Source organism: Mesorhizobium sp. WSM4841 (assembly GCF_055811515.1).
This window is the reverse complement of sequence record NZ_JBVVQC010000013.1, coordinates 79,058-99,244: the sequence shown is the minus strand read 5'-3', so window position 1 is coordinate 99,244 and position 20,187 is coordinate 79,058. Positions and strand designations below refer to the sequence as shown.

Below are 20,187 nucleotides of genomic sequence, written 5' to 3'. Positions count from 1 at the left end.
GGCGCATGTCGCGAATACCGACGCGCTTGTCGCTTTCCCCTACTCCAATGGCCAGACCCGAGCCACAACGCCGCCGGAAAGATCGTCGACTTACCGGCCGGAGATCTCAATCATCATTGGACCAAGGATGTGATCGCAAGCGCGGATGGACGCAAGCTCTATGTCACCGTCGGCTCCAACAGTAACGTTGGAGAAAACGGCATGGCCGCGGAGAAGAACCGCGCCGCCGTCTTGAAGTGGACCGGTCGACCCGCGGTACCCGGGTCTTCGCGTCAGGGCTGCGCAACCCGAACGGGCTTTCCTGGAGCCCTGAAACTGGCGAGCTTTGGGTCGCCGTGAACGGGCGTGACGAAATCGGCGACGATCTCGTGCCGGATTACATGACCTCGGTTCGTGACGGCGCTTTCTACGGCTGGCCTTACAGCTACTACGGACAGAACGTCGACGAACGCGTCAAGCCGCAGCGCCCCGATCTCGTGGCGAGGGCGGTCAAGCCCGACTATGCGCTGGGTTCCCATACCGCCTCGCTGGGACTGACCTTTTCCAAAGGCGCGTCGCTCGGTCCGGCCTACGGCAACGGCGCCTTCGTCGGCAATAGGGGAATAGGGGAATAGGGGAGTTCATGAGCGGCATTCACTACCTACTCCCCTACTCCCCTATTGCCTTAAAGCTTGTCGATTACCGACTGCACACCTTCGGTCGGTGCGTCGACCGATGATCCGGCGACCATGATGGCGGCGACGATCGCTTCCGGATCGTCGACCACCAGCGGCCTGACCCGCTGCGCGGTATGGATGAAGCCTTCGGCCATCATATGGTCGAGCAGCGCCAGCATCGGATCCCAGAATCCCCCAACGTTGCCGAAGACAATCGGCTTGCGATGATGGCCGAGCTGGCCCCAAGTCATGATCTCGATGATTTCCTCGACCGTGCCGATGCCGCCCGGCAGCGCCACAAAGGCGTCGGATTTCTCGAACATCGTATGCTTGCGCTCGTGCATGTTGTCGGTGATCACGAGCTCGTCGAGCCGGTTAAGCGCGGTTTCGGTGGCCTCCCTGTTGATCAGGAAGCGCGGAATGATGCCCGTCACCTTGCCGCCAGCCCGCAACGCGCCTTCGGCAACGGCTCCCATGATGCCCCTGGTGCCGCCGCCATAGATCAGACGCAGGCCGGACTTGGCGATCGAACGCCCAAGCAGGTGTCCGGCCTTGGCATAGGTTTCATCGCGGCCTGGAGACGAGCCGCAATAGACGCAGATAGATCGAATCGTGTTCATGAGATGATTGGTGATTGGGTCTTTATTCGCGGTCAAGCCCGGGCGGGCTTTTTCTTGCTGGCCCCTTTTTCTTGTCAGTCCCCTTTTTCTTGTCGGTTTGGGCAAAACAGGCTAGACCGGCATTAGGTGGCTAAGGGCAGGGAAATATGACGATTAATCCAATGAAGGCGCTTTTGTTCGCCGTCGGCGGCTCCGTCGCCGCGGCGGGGACCGCCTATGTATCGGGCGCGCTCGACCCGTATCTCAATCGCGCGCCACCGGCGGAAGTGGCATCACTGACGCCGCCGGTGAAGAAGCCGGCCGAGCCGGGGACCGATGGACCGCCTCCGCCCGCGCCGGCCTCAGATGCGATGGCACCGGCAGCGCCGGCCGCGGCCGATGCGATCGCGCCGACCTTCGATATCGTTCGGGTCGAAATCAGGGGCTCTATCGTCGTCGCCGGCAATGCCGCACCCAACGCCAAGGTCGAGATTCTCAACGGTTCGACGGTTCTCGGCTCGACAGTCGCCGGTGCCGATGGCGCTTTTGCCATCGTTCTCGACGATCCGCTGAAACCCGGCGATTACACGATCGCGCTGCGTTCGATGACCGGCAATGTCGTGACCCCCTCTGCGCAGACAGCCGTCGTCTCGATTCCCCAGAGTCCTGCTGGCCAGGTGCTGGCGATGATCGAGGAGCCGGGCAAGCCCTCCGAATTGCTCACCGTTCCTACACCCGGGAAGAAGCCTGAAGGCCCTGCCGGCGACAAGGCGGCCGCTCCGGCTGCCGGGGACCCCGCTGCCGCAGCACCAGCCCCAGGCGCACCGGCTGCCACGGCGCCGGCCACTGTCGAAGCCGTCCCCGCGCCGGCTCCGGACGTGCCGGTCGCACCGGCAACACCAGCTGCAGGGCCAAAGATCATCGTCGAAGCGATCGAGATCGACGGCAACAAGATCTTCGTCGCCGGGCTCGCCGATCCAGGCCGCAAGGTGCGCGCCTATGCCAACGACATCTTGCTCGGCGACGCGAAAACTTCGCCCGACGGCCACTTCCTGGTCGAGGCGACGCGCAACATTCCGGTCGACACCTACACCATCCATGTCGACGCACTCGATGCCGACGGGGTCAAGGTGGTGGCCCGTGCCGCCGTGCCGTTCGAGCGCGAGCCGGGCGAGTCGGTCGCCGCCGTGGCGCCCGCCGAGCAGAAGCCTGCCAAGCCGCCCGCCGCCGCGGACACGACCGCGCCTGCTCCACCTGCCACATCGGCTGAAATTCCCGAGACCGCGGCACCGAAGCTCGAACACGCCGACGGCGCCGTCATCATCCGCCGCCACGACACGCTGTGGCAGATCTCGCGGCGCGTCTATGGCCAAGGCGTGCGCTACTCGACCATCTACCTCGCCAATCAGGATCAGATCAGGAATCCAGACCGCATCTGGCCGGGGCAGGTGTTCAAGGTCCCGGAAAAATCGCAGGAAGGCGAAGCCGCCAACCTCAAGGCGATGGGCGACCAGATGACGACCGCCCCTGCCAAGTCCAACTAGAGGTCCAGCAGAAATCTTTTTTCTTCGTTAGGCTCTCTTGCGGAAAGTTCGTTCATCGTCTATCGCCGATAGACGATGAACGCTCCCTTGACCGAGAAGACCTGTGGCTTCGCCGACAGCCAGTCCGTCGCCGCGAAGCTCGCCGCGCTTTCGCATCCGGCCCGGATCGAGATCCTCCGGCATCTGTCGGCCAGCCGCTCCTGCTGCTGCCGCGAGGTCGTCGACCATCTCGACCTGGCGCAGTCCACCGTTTCGCAGCACCTGAAGATATTGGTCGAGGCCGGGCTGGTCCGCTACGAGCCGGACCGGCAACGCTCGCGCTATGAAGTCGACGGCGATGCGCTCGCCGATGTTTCCGCATCGCTGGCCGCGCTCGTCAATTCGTGCTGCACCGGCCGCTAATCATGATCCCGAATCGAAGGACCGCGTCAGCGAAAAGTGGAAGCCGGTTTCGGAAAAGGTGACGGTCAAGCAGTGAGATATAAGAAAAAGGCGATAAAAATGGCCGAAAAAACCGTTTCCGCTGAATCCGGTTCGACCGTCAAGACATTGCGCAATCTTTGGCCCTATATGTGGCCGGCCGACCGGGCCGACCTCCGGGCGCGGGTGGTGTGGGCGACCGTGCTTCTGGTGGTCGCCAAGCTGACACTGGTTGCCGGCCCCTATTTCTTCAAATGGGCGACCGATGCGCTAGCCGGGGATGCCAAGTCGGTGCCGCCGCTGCCGGCCTTCCTGCTGGCGCCGGTCATGCTGGTCATCGCATACAATGTCGTGCGGCTGGTGCAGCTCGGTTTCAACCAGCTGCGCGACGCGCTGTTTGCCCGCGTCGGACAATATGCGGTGCGCCAGCTCGCCTTCCGCACTTTCATCCACATGCATCAACTGTCGCTGCGCTTCCATCTCGAGCGCCGCACCGGCGGCCTGTCGCGCATCATCGAGCGCGGCACCAAGGGCATCGAGACGATCGTCCGCTTCACCGTGCTCAACACCTTGCCGACCATCCTCGAATTCGCGCTGACGGCCGCCATCTTCGCCGTCACCTATGGCTGGAAATACGTGGCCGTGGTGGCGGTGACGGTCTGGCTCTACATCTGGTTCACCATCAGGGCGAGCGACTGGCGCATCGTCATTCGCCGCGACATGAACGACAGCGACACCGACGCCAGCACCAAGGCGATCGATTCGCTGCTCAATTTCGAGACGGTCAAATATTTCAACAACGAGAGCATGGAAGCCGAGCGCTTCGACCGTTCGATGGCGCGCTACGAGACCGCCGCCACCAGGATATGGACCTCGCTCGGCTGGCTGAACTTCGGCCAGGGCGTCATCTTCGGTCTCGGCACGGTTATCGTGATGTGCCTTTCGGCGCTGGAGGTGCAGGCTGGTACGCAGACGGTTGGCGACTTCGTCTTCATCAACGCCATGCTAATCCAGCTTTCGGTGCCACTCAACTTCATCGGCTTCATCTATCGCGAAATCCGCCAGGGTCTGACCGACATCGAGCAGATGTTCGATCTGCTCGATGTGCCGCAGGAGATCGTCGACAAGCCGGGTGCCAGGCCGCTGGTCGTCGGCGCCGGCAAGGTCGAGTTCCGCGACGTGCAGTTTTCCTACGATCCCAACCGCAAGATCCTGAAAGGCATCAGCTTCGAAGTGCCGGCCGGCAAGACGGTTGCCATTGTCGGGCCGTCGGGCGCCGGCAAGTCGACCATTTCGCGGCTCCTGTTCCGCTTTTACGACATCCAGGGCGGCAAGATTCTGATCGACGGCCAGGACATTCGCGACGTGACGCAGGAGAGCCTGCGCGCGGCGATCGGCATGGTGCCGCAGGACACCGTGCTGTTCAACGACACCATCGCCTACAACATCCGCTACGGCCGCGTCGATGCCAGCGAGGAGGATGTGCACAAGGCGGCAGAACTCGCTCAGATCGGGCCATTCATCGAGCGGCTGCCCGACGGCTACCGTTCGATGGTCGGCGAGCGCGGGCTGAAACTGTCGGGCGGTGAGAAGCAGCGCGTGGCGATCGCCCGCACCATTTTGAAGGCGCCGCCGATCCTGATGCTCGACGAGGCGACCTCGGCTCTCGACAGCCATACCGAACAGGAGATCCAGGCGGCGCTCGACCTCGTCAGTAAGGGCCGCACGACCATCGTCATCGCCCACCGGCTGTCGACGGTGATTTCGGCCGACGAGATCATCGTGCTGCAGGACGGCCAGATCGCCGAGCGTGGCACGCATGCCGCCTTGATGCGCAAGGCCGGTCTGTACGCGTCGATGTGGGACCGCCAGCGTGAGGCAACCGAGGCCGAGGAGCGGCTGCGCATTGCTCGCGAGCGCGACGAGTTCGGCGTCGTCGTCCGCCGCCACCCCTCGGAAGTGTCGTAGCCCTTATGGCCAGCCGGCGCCCGGTGCGGAAGCCTCGATGCTGAGCACCTGGCCGGTGCGGGCATCGCTGATCATGTGTTCGAAGCCGCGCCATTCGGCGGCGACGATGAACAGTGTCTTGCCGTCGGCGCCGCCGAGCATGCAGGCAAAGCAGCCGCGATCGGCATCGACACTCTCGAGCATTGCGCCGCCTTCGCGCACGCGCACGCAGTGCCGGTTGGGCACGTCGGCATACCAGACAGCGCCTTCGGCATCGAGACAGATGCCGTCTGGAAAGCCGTTGCCGAGGTCGGCCCATCGCCGCCGGTTGGCGAGGCTGCCATCGGCGGCGATGTCGAAGGCGGTTAGCCTGTTGGCGTGGGATTCAGCGACGATCAACGTTTTGTTGTCAGGCGTCACCGCCATCCCGTTGGCGAAGGCGATCTTGTCCGCCACCTGCCGCACCGACCCGTCCGGCGCAATCAGCACGATGGTGCCGGGGCCGAAATGCTGGCCGGGAGCCGGCGCCGGCCCACCGCCATTGATGTAGATGTTGCCGCGCCCGTCGACGACGATCTCATTCCAAGGGCTCGTTGAAAAACCCCGCAGATCGGCGTGGGTGGCCAGCGTACCGTCTGCTTCTTGCCGCAGCACCAACCCCTCACGCCCGCAGACGACGACCAGGCGACCGTCCGGCAGCCAGTCGATCGAATAGGGCAGGGTGGCCGGCACAGTGAGCATGACCTCACTGTTGCCGTCGGCATCGACGGCGATGATCTGGCCGGTTCCCCAGTTGCAGAACCAAAGCCTGCCATCATGCCAGCGCGGCGACTCGCCGAACGCCAGACCGTTCATCACGACATTTGCTTCTTTGGCTGCTAATTTCTGCGACGGCATTGCGGGCTCCCAGGTTTCGTGCCGTAGGCGCCCCACTCGGCCGATATAAAGCGCCTCTCACCAAGGACGGGCGAGGATGCCGCGCGCCGACAACTGCGACGGTTTTTCGCAAAGGTCGGATCGGTTCCAATATGCGTGAACCGGATACGTGCCCCAACGCAACCGCCGCCGAACCGGCTTTCGCTCATTGTTGCGTTGCGGCCACAGGGTGTTTCCGCTATTGAGGCCGGACCTGAAACTAGGCTGTTTCCATTCCATGGACCTCGTCGACACGATCAAGAAAACGTTCGTTCCGATCCATCGCGAAGGCTATCCGTTTATCGCCGCCTTCGCAGCGGTGACGCTTTTCCTCGGCTATTTCTCTTCGATCCTGTTTTGGGTCTGCCTGATCCTGACGGCCTGGTGCGTCTATTTCTTCCGCGACCCCGAGCGCGTCACGCCTGTCGATGACCGGCTGGTGGTGAGCCCGGCCGACGGCATCATCACGGCGGTCGGTCCGGCCGTGCCGCCGCGCGAACTTGGCCTCGGCGGCGGCGAGATGACCCGCATCTCGGTGTTCATGGACGTCTTTTCCTGCCACGTGAACCGGGCGCCGGTGCGCGGCCGCATCACAAGGATCGAGCATCGGCCGGGCCAGTTCCTCAACGCCGCACTCGACAAGGCGAGCGCCGACAACGAGCGCAACGGCCTGGTCATCGACAGCCCCAACGGCACGGTGGCCGCGGTGCAGATCGCCGGCCTGGTGGCGCGGCGCATCGTCTGCTGGGCCGAGACCGGCGGCACGATCGGCATCGGCGAGCGCTTTGGGCTGATCCGCTTCGGCTCGCGCGTCGACGTATTCCTGCCGTCGGCCGCAACGCCGCGTGTCGCCGTCGGCCAGACCGCGGTCGGTGGTGAAACCATACTGGCCGAATTCGGCGGCATTGCCGCAACGCCGCTCGTGCGGGTGTCCTGAGCCGTGGGCGCGCCGTTCAAGAAATTCGAGGCGCATGGCAGCGGCGGTCCGCGAATCCATGAAATCCCGATGCGCATGGTGCTGCCCAATCTCGTCACCGTGCTCGCCATCTGCGCCGGCCTGTCCGGCATCCGCTTCGGCTTCGAAGGCCGTTTCGAGCCGGCAGTGGTGATGGTGCTGCTCGCCGCCTTCCTCGACGGCATCGATGGCCGCCTGGCGCGGATGCTGAAGGCGACGTCCAAATTCGGCGCGCAGATGGATTCGCTGGCCGACATCGTCAATTTCGGCGTAGCACCTGCGCTGGTGCTCTACGCCTTCCTGCTCGACCAAGCCGGCTCGCCGGGCTGGATTGCCGCGCTCCTGTTCACCATCGCCTGCGGGCTGAGACTCGCTCGCTTCAACGTGCTCGACGAAGAAACAGATCGCCCGCAGTGGCAAACCGAGTATTTCGTCGGCGTGCCGGCGCCGGCGGGTGCAGTGCTGGTGATGCTGCCGCTTTATCTGTACTTCCTGCGGCTTGGCGTGGAGCCGTCCCGCCCTGCCGCCTTCGTCGCCGCCGGCTTCACCGTTCTGGTCGCCTTCCTGCTGGTCAGCCGGCTGCCGGTCTATTCCGGCAAGAGCCTGAAGGTCCCGGGCGACAAGGTGCTGCCGATCATCCTCGGCGTCGTCCTCCATATCCTGCTTTTGATGACCTACCCCTGGTACACGCTGACAGCGTCGGTCGCCGGCTATCTGCTGTTCCTGCCGTTCAGCGTACGCGCCTATTCCAGGCGCGCCAAGCGCGAAGGCGAGAAGGTGCCGCCTTCAGACATCGGCTGACAGGCCTGTCGCCAATTCGCTCCGACGGTCACCTCAAGCATTTGCAGCCAAGTGGAACCACTTGGCGTCGCAGAAATGCGGCTAAAACAAATAGATAGAGCGGGATGCCCAGTTCAATTCGGACGCATCCCGCTCTAGCGGGAACCTGCCGGGCATCTTGACCGTTTTGTTTCAGCGAGGCGAGCGACCTCGCGAAGCGCCTTGCTACCAATCTCTCAAGTTGCTGTGCCAGGCGCAGGAGTTGAAGAAGAGTGAGGAGAAATGGCTGTCGTCCTCATTGGTGCGTTGCTCATTGTCGCTGGCGTTGTGTACATGGCTGGCGCAGCCCTATGGCGCGGGCGGCTCAGCGAACCGGCACCTGTTCGCACGGCGGCGGATAGCTCGACGCCAAATCTCGTAACGCCAGGCCCAACACTTGAGCCGCGGCGGCGCGGCCTCGGTTTCCTCGGCCTGTCGCAGAACTGGCCGGGCCTGCTGATGATGGCGGTCGGGTTCATCCTGCTGTTGTCAGTGGTGGTCCTCTAAGCGCTAAGCTGCCGCGCTGAGCCCCAGCCGGTCAATCGCCAGCTTGCGGGTCGAGACATAGTCGGTCTTGCCTGAACCCAGCACCGGGATTTCCTCCACCTTGACGATGTCGTTCGGCACCATCAAATCGGCGGCACCGGCTTGTCTGCCAAATTTGCGCAATTCATCGGGGTCGGCGTCATCAGCGGTGGTGACCAGCACGATGCGCTCGCCGCGGCGCCTGTCCGGCACCGCCACCACAGCGTGGTGCTCTTCCGGCCATAGCGACTGCACCAGCATCTCAACTGCGCCCAGCGACACCATCTCGCCGGCGATCTTGGCGAAGCGCTTGGCCCGGCCGCGAATGGTGATGAAGCCTTCGCGGTCGACCGAAACGATGTCGCCGCTATCGTGCCAGCCGTCGAGCGGCTGCAATTCGCCGGGCCTATCTGATGTCATGTAGCCCATCATCAAATTCGGCCCGTCGAGCCACAACCGTCCGGCGCCGCTAATGCCCTCGACCGGCTCGAGCTTCATGCGCATGGCCGGCAACAGCCGCCCGACCGTGCCGTCGCGGCCGTGGATGGCGGTATTGACGGCAACGACTGGTGACGCCTCGGTCAGGCCGAAACCCTCAATGATCTCGGCCTGAAAACGCTCTCGGTAGACGCGGCGTGTCTCCGGTTTCACAGCCTCGGCGCCGGCGACGATGAAGCGCAGGCTGGAAAAGTCGCCGTCCTTGGCGGTGCGCGCATAGTTGGCGAGGAACGTGTCGGTGCCGAACATGACGGTCGGCCTTGCCTTGCGTGCGACCTCGGGGATCAGCTTGTAGTGGAGCGGCGAGGGATAGAGAAATAGTTTCACTCCGGTGACCAGCGGCAGGATGGTGCCGCCGGTGAGCCCGAACGAGTGGAACACCGGCAGCACGTTGAGCAGGATATCGGCCGGTGAGATGGTGATGCGGGCTTCGGCCTGCATGGCGTTGACGAGAAGGTTCCTGTGCGACAGCACCACCGCCTTGGGCGTGCCTTCCGAGCCTGAAGTGAACAGGATCACCCCTGGCTTGGCGGCATTCTGCCGCTGTAGCGGCCAGCGCCACAGCAAGGCGGCAGCGAGCTTGTCCAGTACGGTTACGCTGGCCCGCACATCCTCCAGCCACAACAGCTTGGCGCCGCCTTCTTCTACCGCCGCGACGATGTCAGCGAGGCTGGCCTTGTCGACAAAGGCGCGCGACGAGACCACGGTGCGGATCTCCGCCGTGCGCACGGCGGCGGTCACGCTGGCCGGGCCTGCGGTGTAGTTGATCATCGCCGCCACCCGGCTCGCCGACAACAGGCCAATGAGCGACAGCACGACGCCATTGGCGTTGGGCAGCAGCAGTCCAACCGCTTCGCCCGGCGCCGTCACCGCCTCGAAGCGGCGGCCCAGCACACGTGCGCCGATGAACAGTTTTCTGTAGTTCAGCGTGCCGCTGACCACGTCTTCGACGATAGGATGCGAGGCGCCGACACGGTCGGCGGCGTCGCGTATGGCGAGGAACAGGCCGCGGTTAAGATCGCTGCCGAAAAGGCGGGCTTCAGCGACACGGTCGAACAGCGCATTGGTGTTCGAGGACTGTTCAGGATTTCGTGCCACCAGCTCGGCGATGGTCATTGGCTCCAGCACACTGATCGACAGAAGGGGAAACCAGCGCCGGGGCGCCTTGTCTGCCGGCGTCAGCGATACCGGCAGAGTGCGCGCACCGGCGACGAAGATCGGCACGATGCGGGCGTCGGCCTGCATGGCGATGCGGGTGACGGCGCGAAACAGGCGAAATGTCTTGATATCAGGCTCGACCGCATCCGGCAGATAGACGGCAAGGCGGCCCTTGCCCTTCAGCACCCGCACCAGCCGGCGGCTGACGAAGACATGCTCGGCGTTGAAAGCGATGGTGCGGCCAAGCTCGCGCCATGGTTCGAGCCAGGGCGATCGCGCCGAGACCTCGTCGAGGATGTGCAGGGTGTCTTCCGGCAGCAGTGACAGCATCAGCGCCGGTTCGAGACGCGACTGGTGCGAAATGACGTAAATGACCGGGGCGGCTGTTCTGCGGGCGATCTTGATACGATCATCGGCGACCCGGTAGGCGAGCTTGAACGGCACGTAGAGCAGCGCCTGGGTGAAGCGCAGGCCGAGGCGGAATTTTTCCACCACGGCGATCAGCAGCCAGGCCGCGACGAGGCCCGCAAGCAGCGCCAGTGTCAGGGTCATGCCGCGTCTCTCCCAACGGATTCTCACGTCGCGGCTCTTTCCTGGCCGCTTCAATGAGAACCTAGACGAAGTGGGCTCAACGTCAATGCTGCTCGACCAGGGCTGGCTGCAGGCCTGTTACGCTTCACCGTCGCTAATATGACTTGCGGGATGAGCGTGGAACTGAACGGCGCCCTTCAAGCCGCTTTCAACCTCCCGCTGATGAAACGGAATTCCTGTGTCTTGCCGCCATAGCCATAGGCGGCGGGCGGCACTTCGTGCACGAAGGCGTAGCTTTCTTCGTGCATCTCACCCAGCATGCGGCCAAAGGCGGCGAAGATCGCCTTGAGATAGGCTTCCAATTCGAGCTTGGTGTTGGTGCCGTCGACCACCTTGATGTCGAGCCAGAAGGTCTTGGCGCCGTGCTCGGCCAGCGACTTGCCGCTGGCGAACCAATGCTGCGGGTCGAGATAGGATATGGCGACCGCGGTGATGGTCGGATCCTTTCGCAGATGCATTGCGGTCAGTTCGGTCACTTCCCTGGCGATGGTGGCGGACAGAGCGGCATCGGGCCTGCCGGTGACGCTGACATTGATGATCGGCATAATTTTTCTCCTCGGGTTACGCGGCATCTCTTCGCCGTCAGAAATCTTTGCCATCGCTCTTTCATTATGAAAATCAAATTGTTTTTGGCAGACACTTTGATATTATCGAATTATGCGAATGCTCGACCCCGATCTCCTCAAAACCTTTCTCGCCTTCGTCGATGGCGGCTCGCTGGCGCAGGCGGCGTCAGTTGTCGGCCGCTCGGCGTCGGCGGTGACCACGCAGATGCAGCGGCTTGAGGATATTGTCGGCGAACCGCTTCTGGTGCCGCAGGGGCGGGGCCGCGTCCTGACGCCGGCCGGGGAGGATCTGGTCGGCCACGCACGGCGTATCCTGGCAGTGCATCGCGCGGCGTGGCTGGCCCTCAAGGGCGTGCGAGCCGATGGGCGCGTGGCCATAGGCACGACACAAGATTTCGCCGACAGCGGCCTGCCGGATTTGCTCAGGGCCTTCGCCGTGAGTCATCCACGCGTCAGGATCGAATTGCGCGTCGGCCGCTCCGCCGAATTGGCGCAGGCGCTGCAATCCGGCACCCTCGATCTGGCGATCGCCATGCGCCAGGCGCCGGCGCCGGACGAAGTCGGCGTGCTCCGCGAGCCGATGGTCTGGCTCTGTTCGCAAAAGGGGCTGGTTTCGCGCCAGGACGAGCTGCCGCTGGCGCTGCTCGATCCGCGTTGCGGCTTTCGTGAAGCAGCGATCGCGGCACTCGACACGACCGGCCGCCGCTACCGCATCGCCGCCGGCAGTGCCAGCCTGGCAGGACTGCGCACAGCGGTGAATGCCGGCATCGCGCTGACGCTGCGGACGGCGCGCTTTGCCCATTCCGGCATCGTCGAGGCACCGCGCGACCTTGGGCTGCCGCCGGTTCCCATCGCCGAGTTCGCCATCCGGCTGCGCCAGGATGCCGAGCCCCCAGCACAGCATCTGGCTGCGCTGTTCAGCGGCAATCTTGCCTTGGCAGGCGCACCAAGCTGATTTCGCAAAAAGAAAAAGCCGACCTTGCGGTCGGCTCTAGGTTAGACGGGCCGAGGGGTTTGGGGGGACTTGGGGTGACCCGTCGAACCCAACAATGCCTGAACCCGATGATGGTTCCATGACTTTACAAATTTATTTCAGGGGCAGTTTTTCTCAGGCAGAGCGCTGCCTCGCCACGTGCCAGTCACGCCCGGCATGGGCGAACACCGCGCAGAGCACGATGGCGCCGCCGATCATACTGGCGGCCGGCGGGACCTCGGCCAGGAACACGAAGGCGAACAGGATCGCGAACGGCACTTCAGCCGAGCCTAGCAGGCCGGATTCGGCTGCCGGGATGAGCCGTGCGCCCTCCGTCCACAGGATCGAGGCCAGCGCGAACGACATGCCGAAGGTGACGAGCAGCACTGCGTCTCTGGCCGAAACCGCCAGTGGATCGGTGACGAACCAGCCGAGCACGAACAAAAGGAACGCCGACATCGCTCCGGCCCACACCACAGGCGTGTCGCGGAAAGCGCGCACCATGATCATGTAGAGCGCGCTGCCGATTGTCATCAGCAGCGCCAGCCCGTCGCCGAACAGATGCCCGGTACCGAAGCCGGACCAGACCATGATCGCCACACCGCTGAGCGACACGGCGGCGGCGGCAAGCGTCTGCAGTCGGAAGCGCTCACGGACCAGCATGAAGGCAAGCAGCGCGGTGACGAAGGGCGCGGTGGCGTAGATGATCGCGACGTTGGCGACGAAGGTGAATTTGAACGCTGAGATGAAGGCGATGCTGGCCAGCGCGCCCTCGATCGCCAGCAGCCAGCCGCGCCACCCGAGACGCAGGCTTTCACGCCTGCCGGAGCGGCGGCGGCGCCAAAGCACATAGAGGGTGATCAGGATCGAGCCGACGAAGCCGCGCCAGCAGGTGATGGTGAGCGGGTCGGCATGGATCGACTTGGTCAATACGCCGGTGAGGCCGAACACCGCCGCCGACGCCGAAACCAGGATGATGCCAAGGGTGCGCTCGGCGGCGGTGTCAGTGGTGGCTGGCATGCTTAGGGATCCCGTCATGTCACCAGACTATGCTGCCTTGTCCTGACATCGTACTGTCAGCAGCGGTTGGCGCATCCTACAGCCGCTTGTGGAAATGTTCGTTGCCGATGATCAGCAGGCCGGCCCCAAAGATCAGCGCCGCGCCAAGAAACACTTCGCGGCGCGGTGGCCCTGCTGGTCGACCGTTTTTTCTGCTAATGACGCAGCAATGTCTGGACAGCTTGTCACTACGGTCCAAACGTCGTGAAATCGAAGTTTTTAGGCCGTATCGGTTCTATTCGAGTATCCTGACGAGCGATAAAGCCGACTGCCGAAAAGGGTTGGACATGGACGCGACCGGACTGAAGGCCATGCAGGCGCCGCTCAAGGAGGCCTATCGCGATGACGCGTCGCGCGCGCTGATCACGCTTCGGGCCAAGGGCTCGATCGACGACCAGTCGATCGCCTGCAAGGTCGAGACCGGCAGGGCGCTCGCCGTTGCCGGGCTGCATCCGGCGACCGGCGGTTCCGGGCTCGAACTGTGCTCGGGCGACATGCTGCTGGAGGCGCTGGTCGCTTGCGCCGGCGTGACGCTGAAGGCGGTGGCGACGGCGCTGGAGTTCAAGCTCGGTGCCGCCACGGTGGAGGCCGAAGGCGATCTCGATTTTCGCGGCACTTTAGGCGTGGCAAAAGATGCGCCGGTTGGCTTCCGCGCCATCCGGTTGAATTTCAACCTCGACAGTGACGAGCCACAAGAGCGCGTCGACACGCTGCTCAAGCTGACCGAACGCTACTGCGTGGTGTTCCAGACCATCAATGCCAGGCCGGAACTGACGGTGAGCGCGCGCCGCTGAAACGCGCGCTGCCAGTTTTATTCACTTTCGCCCTCGTCGGCGAAGGGCGAGGCGCTCGGCACGCACTGCACCGACCAGCCGGCCGGCGTTGGCTGCTTCTGATATTCGGTGACGGCGGAGGTGCACTGTTCGCGGGTGTCAAACGTGCTGGGCAGCACCACCATGCCGCCTTGCGGGCCGGCAATCACCAGATACCAGACCAACGCTACGCTCGGAGCCGCCATGGGATTTCCTCGTTTGTTGTGGGAGTCGGGCGATCCTATCAACTCTGGGCAATCGACGAAAGCGCGGCCGGGCGCGGTGGTTCGCCACGGCATCACAGCCCGCGTGAATGTCCTACGTCTGTTGGAACGGCTCAGTTTACGGCAAAGCAGTAGAACAGGCCGTCGCCGCCGGTGCTCCTCAGCGCCTCCTGACTGCAGCCGCCGCGTGAGGCGTGCGAGGAATTCCACGATTTGGCGGCGGCCGAATCGTCGAGACCGGTGCGGTCGTGATGGCCCGTCATCGCTGCACCTTCTGCTCCGCTGAGCGTCCAGTCGCCGCAGGTCTGGTCGGCGATTTTCGTCCCGTCGGGCTTGGAGCCGGTCAGCACGTCGTGCCGGTTGGGCTTGTCGCCGCGGCCGTTGATCATTTCGCCCTTTTCGTCGAGCGCCGTCTGCTTGGTGATTGCGTTGGCATCGCTATGCAGCGAAGCGACATCGTCGGCGATCTTGACGCCCTTGGCGTTGAACCACGGTCCCTTGCCGATGCGATCGCGTGCGTCGGTGTCGCTGGTCGAGAGATAGGCGCGCCATGTCTTGCCCGTGATGCCGGCCGCTTCAGCCAGCGAGCCGCAATGCGCATCGGCGCCCGCGAGGCCGCCGAGATCGGCGCCCTTGCCCGAGCCGACGCTAGTGACGAAGAAGCTCATCGTCGCATCCTGTGAGAATGCGACGCCGACGGCTGCTAGCGATGCAGCGGCGGTGACGACAAGCAGTCTGCGCATGGTGGTCCTCCGTTTGGGAAAATTTGGCGTTCCAATAACGTCGGTGGCGGCGCAATTCTTCCGTCAACATGCGCGATGCGTCTACTCCGGCTGCCGGTAGGCGACAAAGCGGCTGTGCTTGGCCTGGAAGATCAGCCCGGTTTCCCTAAGCGCAGGGCTGGCCAGCGGCACGATGCGTTTGGCGATCTCTGAAGGATGCGGCAGCGTCTCCGGATCCTCGCCGGGCACCGCCTGCGCCCGCATGGCGGTGCGGGTGGCGCCGGGGTCGGCGGCATTGACCCTGAGGGCCAAGTTTTCTGTCTCATGCGCCCAGGAACGCATCATCGTCTCAACCGCCGCCTTCGACGCCGCATAGGGCGCCCAGAAGGCCCGCGCCGAATGGGCGGCGTTGGAGGAAAGCACGATGGCGCGGCCGGCATCGGAGAGCCTGAGCAACGGATCGACCGAGCGGATCAGCCGCCATGTCGAGGTGACGTTGATGGTCATCACCTTTTCGAAGGTTTTGGCCTCGACATGGCCGATCGGCGAGATGACGCCGAGCACGGCCGCATTGGCGACCAGGATGTCGAGCTTGCCCCATCGCTCGTGGATGGCGCCGCCCAGCCGGTCGATGCCGGCCATGTCGGCAAGGTCGAGCGGCACAAGTGTAGCTTGTCCGCCCGCCGCCTTGATCTGGTCGTCGAGTTCTTCCAGCCCGCCGACGGTGCGGGCAACCGCGATGACATGCGCTCCGGCAGCGGCAAGTTCCAGGGCGATGAAGTAGCCGATGCCGCGCGAGGCACCGGTGACGACCGCGACGCGGCCGGAAAGGTCGAGGGCAGGGGTCACCGGGCAGCTCCGAAGGTTAGCGCTCTATGATGTCCGGCAGGACAGAGGGGGCGCGACACAGCAATCGCGACGAAATTTGCAAACCGGCGAAATTCGCGGGTTGCAGCAAGACCTACGAACCTCCTGCCGCCAAGAGCGACAGCGTGCGCACATTGTCCGAACCTTCGAAGTCGGCAAGCCGGGTCGGATATTGCCCGGTGAAGCAGGCGTCGCAGAATTGCGGCTGCTCATTGTCGCGGCCGGCCTCACCGACGGCGCGGTAGAGCCCGTCGATCGACAGGAAACCGAGTGAATCGACGCGGATGAACTCGGCCATCTCTTCCACCGACATGCGCGACGCAAGCAGCTTCGACTTCTCCGGCGTATCGACGCCATAGAAGCACGAAGCGCGCGTCGGCGGCGAGGCGATGCGCATGTGCACTTCCTTGGCGCCGGCATCGCGCACCATCTGCACGATCTTCTGGCTGGTGGTGCCGCGCACGATCGAATCGTCGACCAGCACCACGCGCTTGCCTTCGATCATGCGGCGGTTGGCATTGTGCTTGAGCTTGACACCCATGTGGCGGATCGAATCGCCAGGCTGGATGAAGGTACGGCCGACATAGTGATTGCGGATGATGCCGAGCTCGAACGGGATGCCCGCGGCTTGCGAAAAGCCGATCGCCGCCGGAGTGCCGCTGTCCGGCACCGGCACGACAATGTCGGCCTCGACCGGGCTTTCCAGCGCCAGCTCGGCGCCGATGCGCTTGCGAACTTCGTAGACGTTGCGGCCTTCGACCGACGAATCCGGACGCGCGAAATAAACATATTCGAAGATGCAGAAGCGGGTCTTCTGCGGCTCGAACGGAAACAGGCTCTCGATACCCTTGGCTGTGACGACGACCATCTCGCCGGGCTTCAGGTCGCGCACGAAACGCGCGCCGATGATGTCGAGCGCGCAGGTTTCGGAAGCCAGGATCCAGGCGCCGTCGAGATCGCCGAGCACCAGCGGCCGGATGCCGAGCGGATCGCGGCAGCCGATCATCTTCTTTGAAGTCATCGCCACCAGCGAGAAGGCGCCTTCGACCTGGCGCACCGCATCGATGAAGCGCGAGTTGAGATCGCGTTCCCTGCTGGTAGCGACCAGATGCAGCAGCGTCTCGGTGTCGGAGGTCGATGAGAAGATCGCGCCCTGTTTCTGCAGCGCGCGCTGCACGGTCATGGCGTTGGTGAGGTTGCCGTTGTGGGCGACGGCGAAGCCGCCATCGGCGAGCTCGGCGAAAAACGGCTGGATGTTGCGCTGGCCGGCGCCGCCTGTGGTGGCGTAGCGCGTGTGGCCGATGGCGCGGTTGCCTTGCAGGCTGTCGATGACGCGCTGCTTGGTGAAGGTGTCGCCGATCAGGCCGACGTGATGTTCGACATGGAACTGGGTGCCGTCATAGGAAACGATACCCGCTGCTTCCTGGCCGCGATGCTGCAATGCATGCAGGCCGAGCGTGACGATAGCCGCGGCGTCCTGCCGGCCAAAAATACCGAACACACCGCATTCGTCATGGAAATGATCGTCAGCTTCGGCGGAAAGCAAGTCGTCTGCGTCTGCCATCTTCAGCTCCGCTAAAGTCGCTATATAGTGTGATGACTGCTCGAGAGCAACGTAGAGTTTGCCGCTTTCACATGATCGTCAGTTTGCCGGCGCCGGATTGGCCGGTGCATTGTCGGCTGGTGGCGCGTTGGTCTCGCTGCCGTCGAGCGCCGGAGCATCGTCGCCGGTTGCCGGTGCGTCCGCCGCGGGTGCGTCCGCCGCCGGAGGTGTCTCGGCTCCGGTCTCGGGTGCCGGCTGATTCGGATTGAGCCTGTTGAGGATCGCGTTTTCCGGATCCTCGGGCAGCAGGCTTTCGAGCTTGGCGCCGATCGATTCGAGCAGCGGCCGCGACTTGGCGTTGGCGACCCAGCCCGGAGCCTTCGGGCCGGCCAGCCAGTTGAAGAACAGTAGGGCCACCGCGACGACCAGGATGCCGCGCGCCGCGCCATACAGGAAACCGAGCGTGCGGTCGAGCGCGCCGACCCTGGAATCTATGATCCAGTCGGCGAGTCTCATGGTGATGACGGAGACGACGATCAGCGCGACGATGAAGACGATGCCGGCGGCCACCACCATGGCAATCTTCTCATTGTCGACATAGGGCTGAACGTAAGGCAGGACCGGTTGGTAGAAGAAGAACGCCGCAGCCGCCGCCGCTATCCAGGAGACGACGGAGAGGATCTCGCGCGAAAAGCCGCGAACCATGGCGAGCATCGCCGAGACCAAGGTGAAGCCGACGAGAATTCCGTCAAGCAGCGTAATCGGCATGTCTTTTGCCCCACTTCATGAGCCGCGTCACTCTTGCTCGTCGGCGCGGCTGCGCCGTGAGCCGGCTATGCGCGCCACGAGATCGGCAAGCTCGGTGGGCTGGAAAGCGCCGGCCCCTATCCCGCCGGCAAGTTCCTCGCTGCCCAAGGGCAGAACCGCGCTTCCAAAACCCAGCTTTTCGGCTTCCTTCAGGCGCTGCTGCGCATGCGCAACCGGCCTCACGGCGCCCGAAAGGCTGATTTCGCCGAAATAGACGCAATCGGCGGGAAGGGCAAGACCGGTGAGCGAGGAAACCAGTGCGGCCGCTACCGCCAGATCGGCAGCCGGCTCCGAGATACGGTAGCCGCCGGCGACGTTGAGATAGACGTCATGCGTGCCGAAGCGGACGCCGCAATGGGCTTCGAGAACGGCGAGGATCATCGACAGCCGGGCGCCGTCCCAACCGACGACGGCGCGGCGCGGCGTGCCCAGCGACGACGGCGCCACCAGCGCCTGGATCTCGACCAGCACCGGGCGGGTGCCTTCCATGCCGGCGAAAACCGCGGCGCCCGGCGCCTTCGCATGGCGTTCGCCGAGAAAAAGCTCGGACGGATTTGCGACCTCGCGCAGGCCCATATCAGACATTTCGAAGACGCCGATCTCGTCGGTTGGTCCGAAGCGGTTCTTGACCGTGCGCAGGATGCGGTAGTGGTGGCCGCCTTCGCCCTCGAAATAAAGCACCGCGTCGACCATATGCTCGACGACGCGCGGCCCGGCGATCTGGCCTTCCTTGGTGACGTGGCCGACGAGCACGATCGCCGCGCCTGTGGATTTCGCATAGCGGATCATCGCCTGGGCGGCGGCGCGCACCTGGGTGACGGTGCCGGGAGCCGAATCGGCCATGTCGGTCCACAAGGTCTGGATCGAATCGAGGATCACGAGGTCCGGCCGCTTGCCGTCGGCGATGGTGGCGAGGATGTCCTCGACATTGGTTTCGGCGGCAAGCTCAACCGGGGTCGAGGCGACGCCGAGCCGCTGCGCACGCAGCCTGATCTGGGCAACCGCCTCTTCGCCCGAGACGTAGACGATGCGGTGGCCCTTGGACGCCAGTGCTGCGGCAGCCTGGGTCAACAGCGTCGACTTGCCGATGCCGGGATCTCCGCCGACCAGAAGGGCCGAGCCGCGCACGAAACCGCCGCCGGTGGCGCGGTCGAGTTCGCCGATGCCGGAGACGATACGCGGCGCATCCTCGATATCGCCGGACAAAGTCGTCAGCACCACGGCGCGGCCCTTGCGGGCATTGCGGGTGTTGGCCGGACCCGAGCCGATGCCGCCGGACGTGCCTTCTTCGACCAGCGTATTCCACTCGCCGCAGGCATCGCATTTGCCGGCCCAGCGCTGATGCACCGAACCGCAATTCTGGCAGATGAACTGGATGCGGGATTTAGCCATGGAGCCGCACCCAGTTTTGAATGGTGGCTGACTGGAACTGTCCACGTATCCGAGCGTGGTTTGGAGAGTGTGGATGCAATTCAGTGCTTCTTGGCGTGAGCGCGGACTTCGGCAAGCGCCTCGTCGAGCAACTCAGGATTGGGCGGTAACATCTGCGTGTCGTAGATGGAGATCATACCTTGTGTCTGGCCGGCAAGTTCAGGCAGGCCTTTCCGCGCCTTCTCATCAAATCCGTCAACATAAAACAGGAAATGCTGGCCGGTTAGGACGGGTACACCACATCCTCCCATGATCAGCGTGGTCGTAGAGATCGTACCACTCGCTTCCGGCTTGCCCTTGAACACCTCGATTGTCTCGTAGCGTACGTTAACCAGTATCCGGCCATCGCCCGCGTCGGCTGGGACATCCCCAAGCTTTGTTGAACTAAGCTCCGTGGCTGTCACCCGGCCATGGAACACCAAGGCCGCCTCTGCAAATGCTCGCTGCGGCGTCCAGCCGGCAGGCATGGAACAAGCGGAAGCGATCCCGGGCAAGACAGCCGCGCCTAGGAGCGCGTGAGCAAGAGAGGCCGGAAACCCGAAACGGTTACCCATGT

20 protein-coding genes and 1 pseudogene are annotated in these 20,187 nt (G+C 64.0%); 9 read left to right on the top strand and 12 right to left on the bottom strand.

What is annotated here, in order from left to right:
* Positions 1 to 4 precede the first annotated feature (4 nt).
* Positions 5 to 602: pseudogene (locus AC0L14_RS17480) on the top strand (PQQ-dependent sugar dehydrogenase); the annotation flags it as partial.
* Between the two features lie 62 nt (positions 603 to 664).
* Here the strand turns inward: AC0L14_RS17480 and AC0L14_RS17475 are convergent.
* Positions 665 to 1,276 carry an LOG family protein gene (locus AC0L14_RS17475; protein ID WP_123149788.1) on the bottom strand — a complete coding sequence of 204 codons (612 nt, stop codon included), beginning with the start codon at positions 1,274 to 1,276 and terminating at the stop codon, positions 665 to 667.
* Positions 1,277 to 1,422: 146 nt separating this feature from the next.
* Here AC0L14_RS17475 and AC0L14_RS17470 point away from each other — a divergent pair, with 146 nt between their 5' ends.
* The 3 genes from AC0L14_RS17470 (at position 1,423) to AC0L14_RS17460 (ending at position 5,187) form a co-directional block, all read left to right on the top strand.
* A complete protein-coding gene (locus tag AC0L14_RS17470; RefSeq protein ID WP_473750205.1) occupies positions 1,423 to 2,799 on the top strand; it encodes a LysM peptidoglycan-binding domain-containing protein in 1,377 nt (458 codons plus the stop codon).
* Between the two features lie 75 nt (positions 2,800 to 2,874).
* Entirely contained in the window at positions 2,875 to 3,201 is a 327-nt protein-coding gene (locus AC0L14_RS17465) for an ArsR/SmtB family transcription factor (RefSeq protein WP_473486672.1), read from the top strand.
* 99 nt (positions 3,202 to 3,300) lie between these two features.
* Positions 3,301 to 5,187, top strand: coding sequence for an ABCB family ABC transporter ATP-binding protein/permease (locus AC0L14_RS17460; RefSeq protein ID WP_473750204.1), 1,887 nt, complete (start codon positions 3,301 to 3,303; stop codon positions 5,185 to 5,187).
* 3 nt (positions 5,188 to 5,190) lie between these two features.
* On the opposite strand, the gene AC0L14_RS17455 is transcribed toward AC0L14_RS17460, so the two are convergent.
* Positions 5,191 to 6,063 carry an SMP-30/gluconolactonase/LRE family protein gene (locus AC0L14_RS17455; RefSeq protein WP_473639377.1) on the bottom strand — a complete coding sequence of 291 codons (873 nt, stop codon included), beginning with the start codon at positions 6,061 to 6,063 and terminating at the stop codon, positions 5,191 to 5,193.
* 256 nt (positions 6,064 to 6,319) lie between these two features.
* Between AC0L14_RS17455 and AC0L14_RS17450 the strand changes: the two genes are divergently transcribed.
* The 3 genes from AC0L14_RS17450 to AC0L14_RS17440 all read left to right on the top strand — a co-directional run bounded on the left by AC0L14_RS17450 (position 6,320) and on the right by AC0L14_RS17440 (position 8,362).
* A complete protein-coding gene (locus AC0L14_RS17450) occupies positions 6,320 to 7,018 on the top strand; it encodes a phosphatidylserine decarboxylase (RefSeq protein WP_123149893.1) in 699 nt (232 codons plus the stop codon).
* 3 nt (positions 7,019 to 7,021) lie between these two features.
* Positions 7,022 to 7,837, top strand: a complete 816-nt coding sequence (pssA, locus tag AC0L14_RS17445) for a CDP-diacylglycerol--serine O-phosphatidyltransferase (protein WP_473486675.1) — start codon at positions 7,022 to 7,024, stop codon at positions 7,835 to 7,837.
* 261 nt (positions 7,838 to 8,098) lie between these two features.
* Entirely contained in the window at positions 8,099 to 8,362 is a 264-nt protein-coding gene (locus tag AC0L14_RS17440; RefSeq protein ID WP_473528044.1) for a hypothetical protein, read from the top strand.
* Positions 8,363 to 8,365: 3 nt separating this feature from the next.
* Here AC0L14_RS17440 and AC0L14_RS17435 read toward each other — a convergent pair whose 3' ends face one another.
* Positions 8,366 to 10,588: an AMP-binding protein gene (locus tag AC0L14_RS17435; RefSeq protein ID WP_473528043.1), complete on the bottom strand. Its 2,223-nt coding sequence runs from the start codon at positions 10,586 to 10,588 to the stop codon at positions 8,366 to 8,368.
* A 176-nt stretch (positions 10,589 to 10,764) separates the two neighbouring features.
* Complete coding sequence (locus AC0L14_RS17430; protein WP_473528042.1) at positions 10,765 to 11,172, bottom strand: tautomerase family protein; 408 nt, start codon at positions 11,170 to 11,172, stop codon at positions 10,765 to 10,767.
* Between the two features lie 112 nt (positions 11,173 to 11,284).
* On the opposite strand from AC0L14_RS17430, the gene AC0L14_RS17425 reads away from it, so the two are divergent.
* Positions 11,285 to 12,148 carry a LysR substrate-binding domain-containing protein gene (locus tag AC0L14_RS17425; RefSeq protein WP_473528041.1) on the top strand — a complete coding sequence of 288 codons (864 nt, stop codon included), beginning with the start codon at positions 11,285 to 11,287 and terminating at the stop codon, positions 12,146 to 12,148.
* A 153-nt stretch (positions 12,149 to 12,301) separates the two neighbouring features.
* Here the strand turns inward: AC0L14_RS17425 and AC0L14_RS17420 are convergent, their stop codons facing one another.
* Positions 12,302 to 13,186: a DMT family transporter gene (locus AC0L14_RS17420; RefSeq protein WP_473750203.1), complete on the bottom strand. Its 885-nt coding sequence runs from the start codon at positions 13,184 to 13,186 to the stop codon at positions 12,302 to 12,304.
* Between the two features lie 326 nt (positions 13,187 to 13,512).
* On the opposite strand from AC0L14_RS17420, the gene AC0L14_RS17415 reads away from it, so the two are divergent.
* The gene (locus AC0L14_RS17415; protein WP_473528039.1) at positions 13,513 to 14,019 is read left to right on the top strand and encodes an OsmC family protein; all 507 of its coding nucleotides are present in this window, start codon (positions 13,513 to 13,515) and stop codon (positions 14,017 to 14,019) included.
* A gap of 17 nt (positions 14,020 to 14,036) precedes the next feature.
* Here AC0L14_RS17415 and AC0L14_RS17410 read toward each other — a convergent pair whose 3' ends face one another.
* From AC0L14_RS17410 to AC0L14_RS17380, 7 genes are all read right to left on the bottom strand, one after another.
* Positions 14,037 to 14,243: a hypothetical protein gene (locus tag AC0L14_RS17410; protein WP_123149778.1), complete on the bottom strand. Its 207-nt coding sequence runs from the start codon at positions 14,241 to 14,243 to the stop codon at positions 14,037 to 14,039.
* 131 nt (positions 14,244 to 14,374) lie between these two features.
* A complete protein-coding gene (locus AC0L14_RS17405) occupies positions 14,375 to 15,004 on the bottom strand; it encodes a hypothetical protein (protein ID WP_473750202.1) in 630 nt (209 codons plus the stop codon).
* 81 nt (positions 15,005 to 15,085) lie between these two features.
* On the bottom strand, positions 15,086 to 15,832 hold the full coding sequence (locus AC0L14_RS17400) for an SDR family NAD(P)-dependent oxidoreductase (RefSeq protein WP_473528037.1): 747 nt from the start codon (positions 15,830 to 15,832) through the stop codon (positions 15,086 to 15,088).
* Between the two features lie 112 nt (positions 15,833 to 15,944).
* The gene (gene purF / locus AC0L14_RS17395) at positions 15,945 to 17,414 is read right to left on the bottom strand and encodes an amidophosphoribosyltransferase (RefSeq protein WP_473486683.1); all 1,470 of its coding nucleotides are present in this window, start codon (positions 17,412 to 17,414) and stop codon (positions 15,945 to 15,947) included.
* A 78-nt stretch (positions 17,415 to 17,492) separates the two neighbouring features.
* Entirely contained in the window at positions 17,493 to 18,161 is a 669-nt protein-coding gene (locus tag AC0L14_RS17390) for a CvpA family protein (RefSeq protein WP_123149774.1), read from the bottom strand.
* Positions 18,162 to 18,188: 27 nt separating this feature from the next.
* Positions 18,189 to 19,592 (bottom strand): DNA repair protein RadA, encoded by a 1,404-nt coding sequence (gene radA, locus AC0L14_RS17385; RefSeq protein WP_292397778.1) that lies wholly within the window; start codon positions 19,590 to 19,592, stop codon positions 18,189 to 18,191.
* Between the two features lie 80 nt (positions 19,593 to 19,672).
* On the bottom strand, positions 19,673 to 20,185 hold the full coding sequence (locus tag AC0L14_RS17380) for a hypothetical protein (RefSeq protein WP_473486685.1): 513 nt from the start codon (positions 20,183 to 20,185) through the stop codon (positions 19,673 to 19,675).
* Positions 20,186 to 20,187: the final 2 nt, after the last annotated feature.

Bases quoted from the DNA above. Each gene is read 5' to 3' on its own strand.
- radA (WP_292397778.1), bottom strand. From the start codon at position 19,592: ATGGCTAAATCCCGCATCCAGTTCATCTGCCAGAATTGCGGTTCGGTG.
- AC0L14_RS17420 (WP_473750203.1), bottom strand. From the start codon at position 13,186: ATGCCAGCCACCACTGACACCGCCGCCGAGCGCACCCTTGGCATCATC.
- AC0L14_RS17475 (WP_123149788.1), bottom strand. From the start codon at position 1,276: ATGAACACGATTCGATCTATCTGCGTCTATTGCGGCTCGTCTCCAGGC.
- AC0L14_RS17465 (WP_473486672.1), top strand. From the start codon at position 2,875: ATGAACGCTCCCTTGACCGAGAAGACCTGTGGCTTCGCCGACAGCCAG.
- purF (WP_473486683.1), bottom strand. From the start codon at position 17,414: ATGGCAGACGCAGACGACTTGCTTTCCGCCGAAGCTGACGATCATTTC.
- AC0L14_RS17450 (WP_123149893.1), top strand. From the start codon at position 6,320: ATGGACCTCGTCGACACGATCAAGAAAACGTTCGTTCCGATCCATCGC.
- AC0L14_RS17415 (WP_473528039.1), top strand. From the start codon at position 13,513: ATGGACGCGACCGGACTGAAGGCCATGCAGGCGCCGCTCAAGGAGGCC.
- AC0L14_RS17470 (WP_473750205.1), top strand. From the start codon at position 1,423: ATGACGATTAATCCAATGAAGGCGCTTTTGTTCGCCGTCGGCGGCTCC.
- AC0L14_RS17455 (WP_473639377.1), bottom strand. From the start codon at position 6,063: ATGCCGTCGCAGAAATTAGCAGCCAAAGAAGCAAATGTCGTGATGAAC.
- AC0L14_RS17390 (WP_123149774.1), bottom strand. From the start codon at position 18,161: ATGCCGATTACGCTGCTTGACGGAATTCTCGTCGGCTTCACCTTGGTC.
- AC0L14_RS17425 (WP_473528041.1), top strand. From the start codon at position 11,285: ATGCGAATGCTCGACCCCGATCTCCTCAAAACCTTTCTCGCCTTCGTC.
- AC0L14_RS17405 (WP_473750202.1), bottom strand. From the start codon at position 15,004: ATGCGCAGACTGCTTGTCGTCACCGCCGCTGCATCGCTAGCAGCCGTC.
- AC0L14_RS17435 (WP_473528043.1), bottom strand. From the start codon at position 10,588: ATGACCCTGACACTGGCGCTGCTTGCGGGCCTCGTCGCGGCCTGGCTG.
- AC0L14_RS17380 (WP_473486685.1), bottom strand. From the start codon at position 20,185: ATGGGTAACCGTTTCGGGTTTCCGGCCTCTCTTGCTCACGCGCTCCTA.
- AC0L14_RS17460 (WP_473750204.1), top strand. From the start codon at position 3,301: ATGGCCGAAAAAACCGTTTCCGCTGAATCCGGTTCGACCGTCAAGACA.
- AC0L14_RS17410 (WP_123149778.1), bottom strand. From the start codon at position 14,243: ATGGCGGCTCCGAGCGTAGCGTTGGTCTGGTATCTGGTGATTGCCGGC.
- AC0L14_RS17430 (WP_473528042.1), bottom strand. From the start codon at position 11,172: ATGCCGATCATCAATGTCAGCGTCACCGGCAGGCCCGATGCCGCTCTG.
- AC0L14_RS17440 (WP_473528044.1), top strand. From the start codon at position 8,099: ATGGCTGTCGTCCTCATTGGTGCGTTGCTCATTGTCGCTGGCGTTGTG.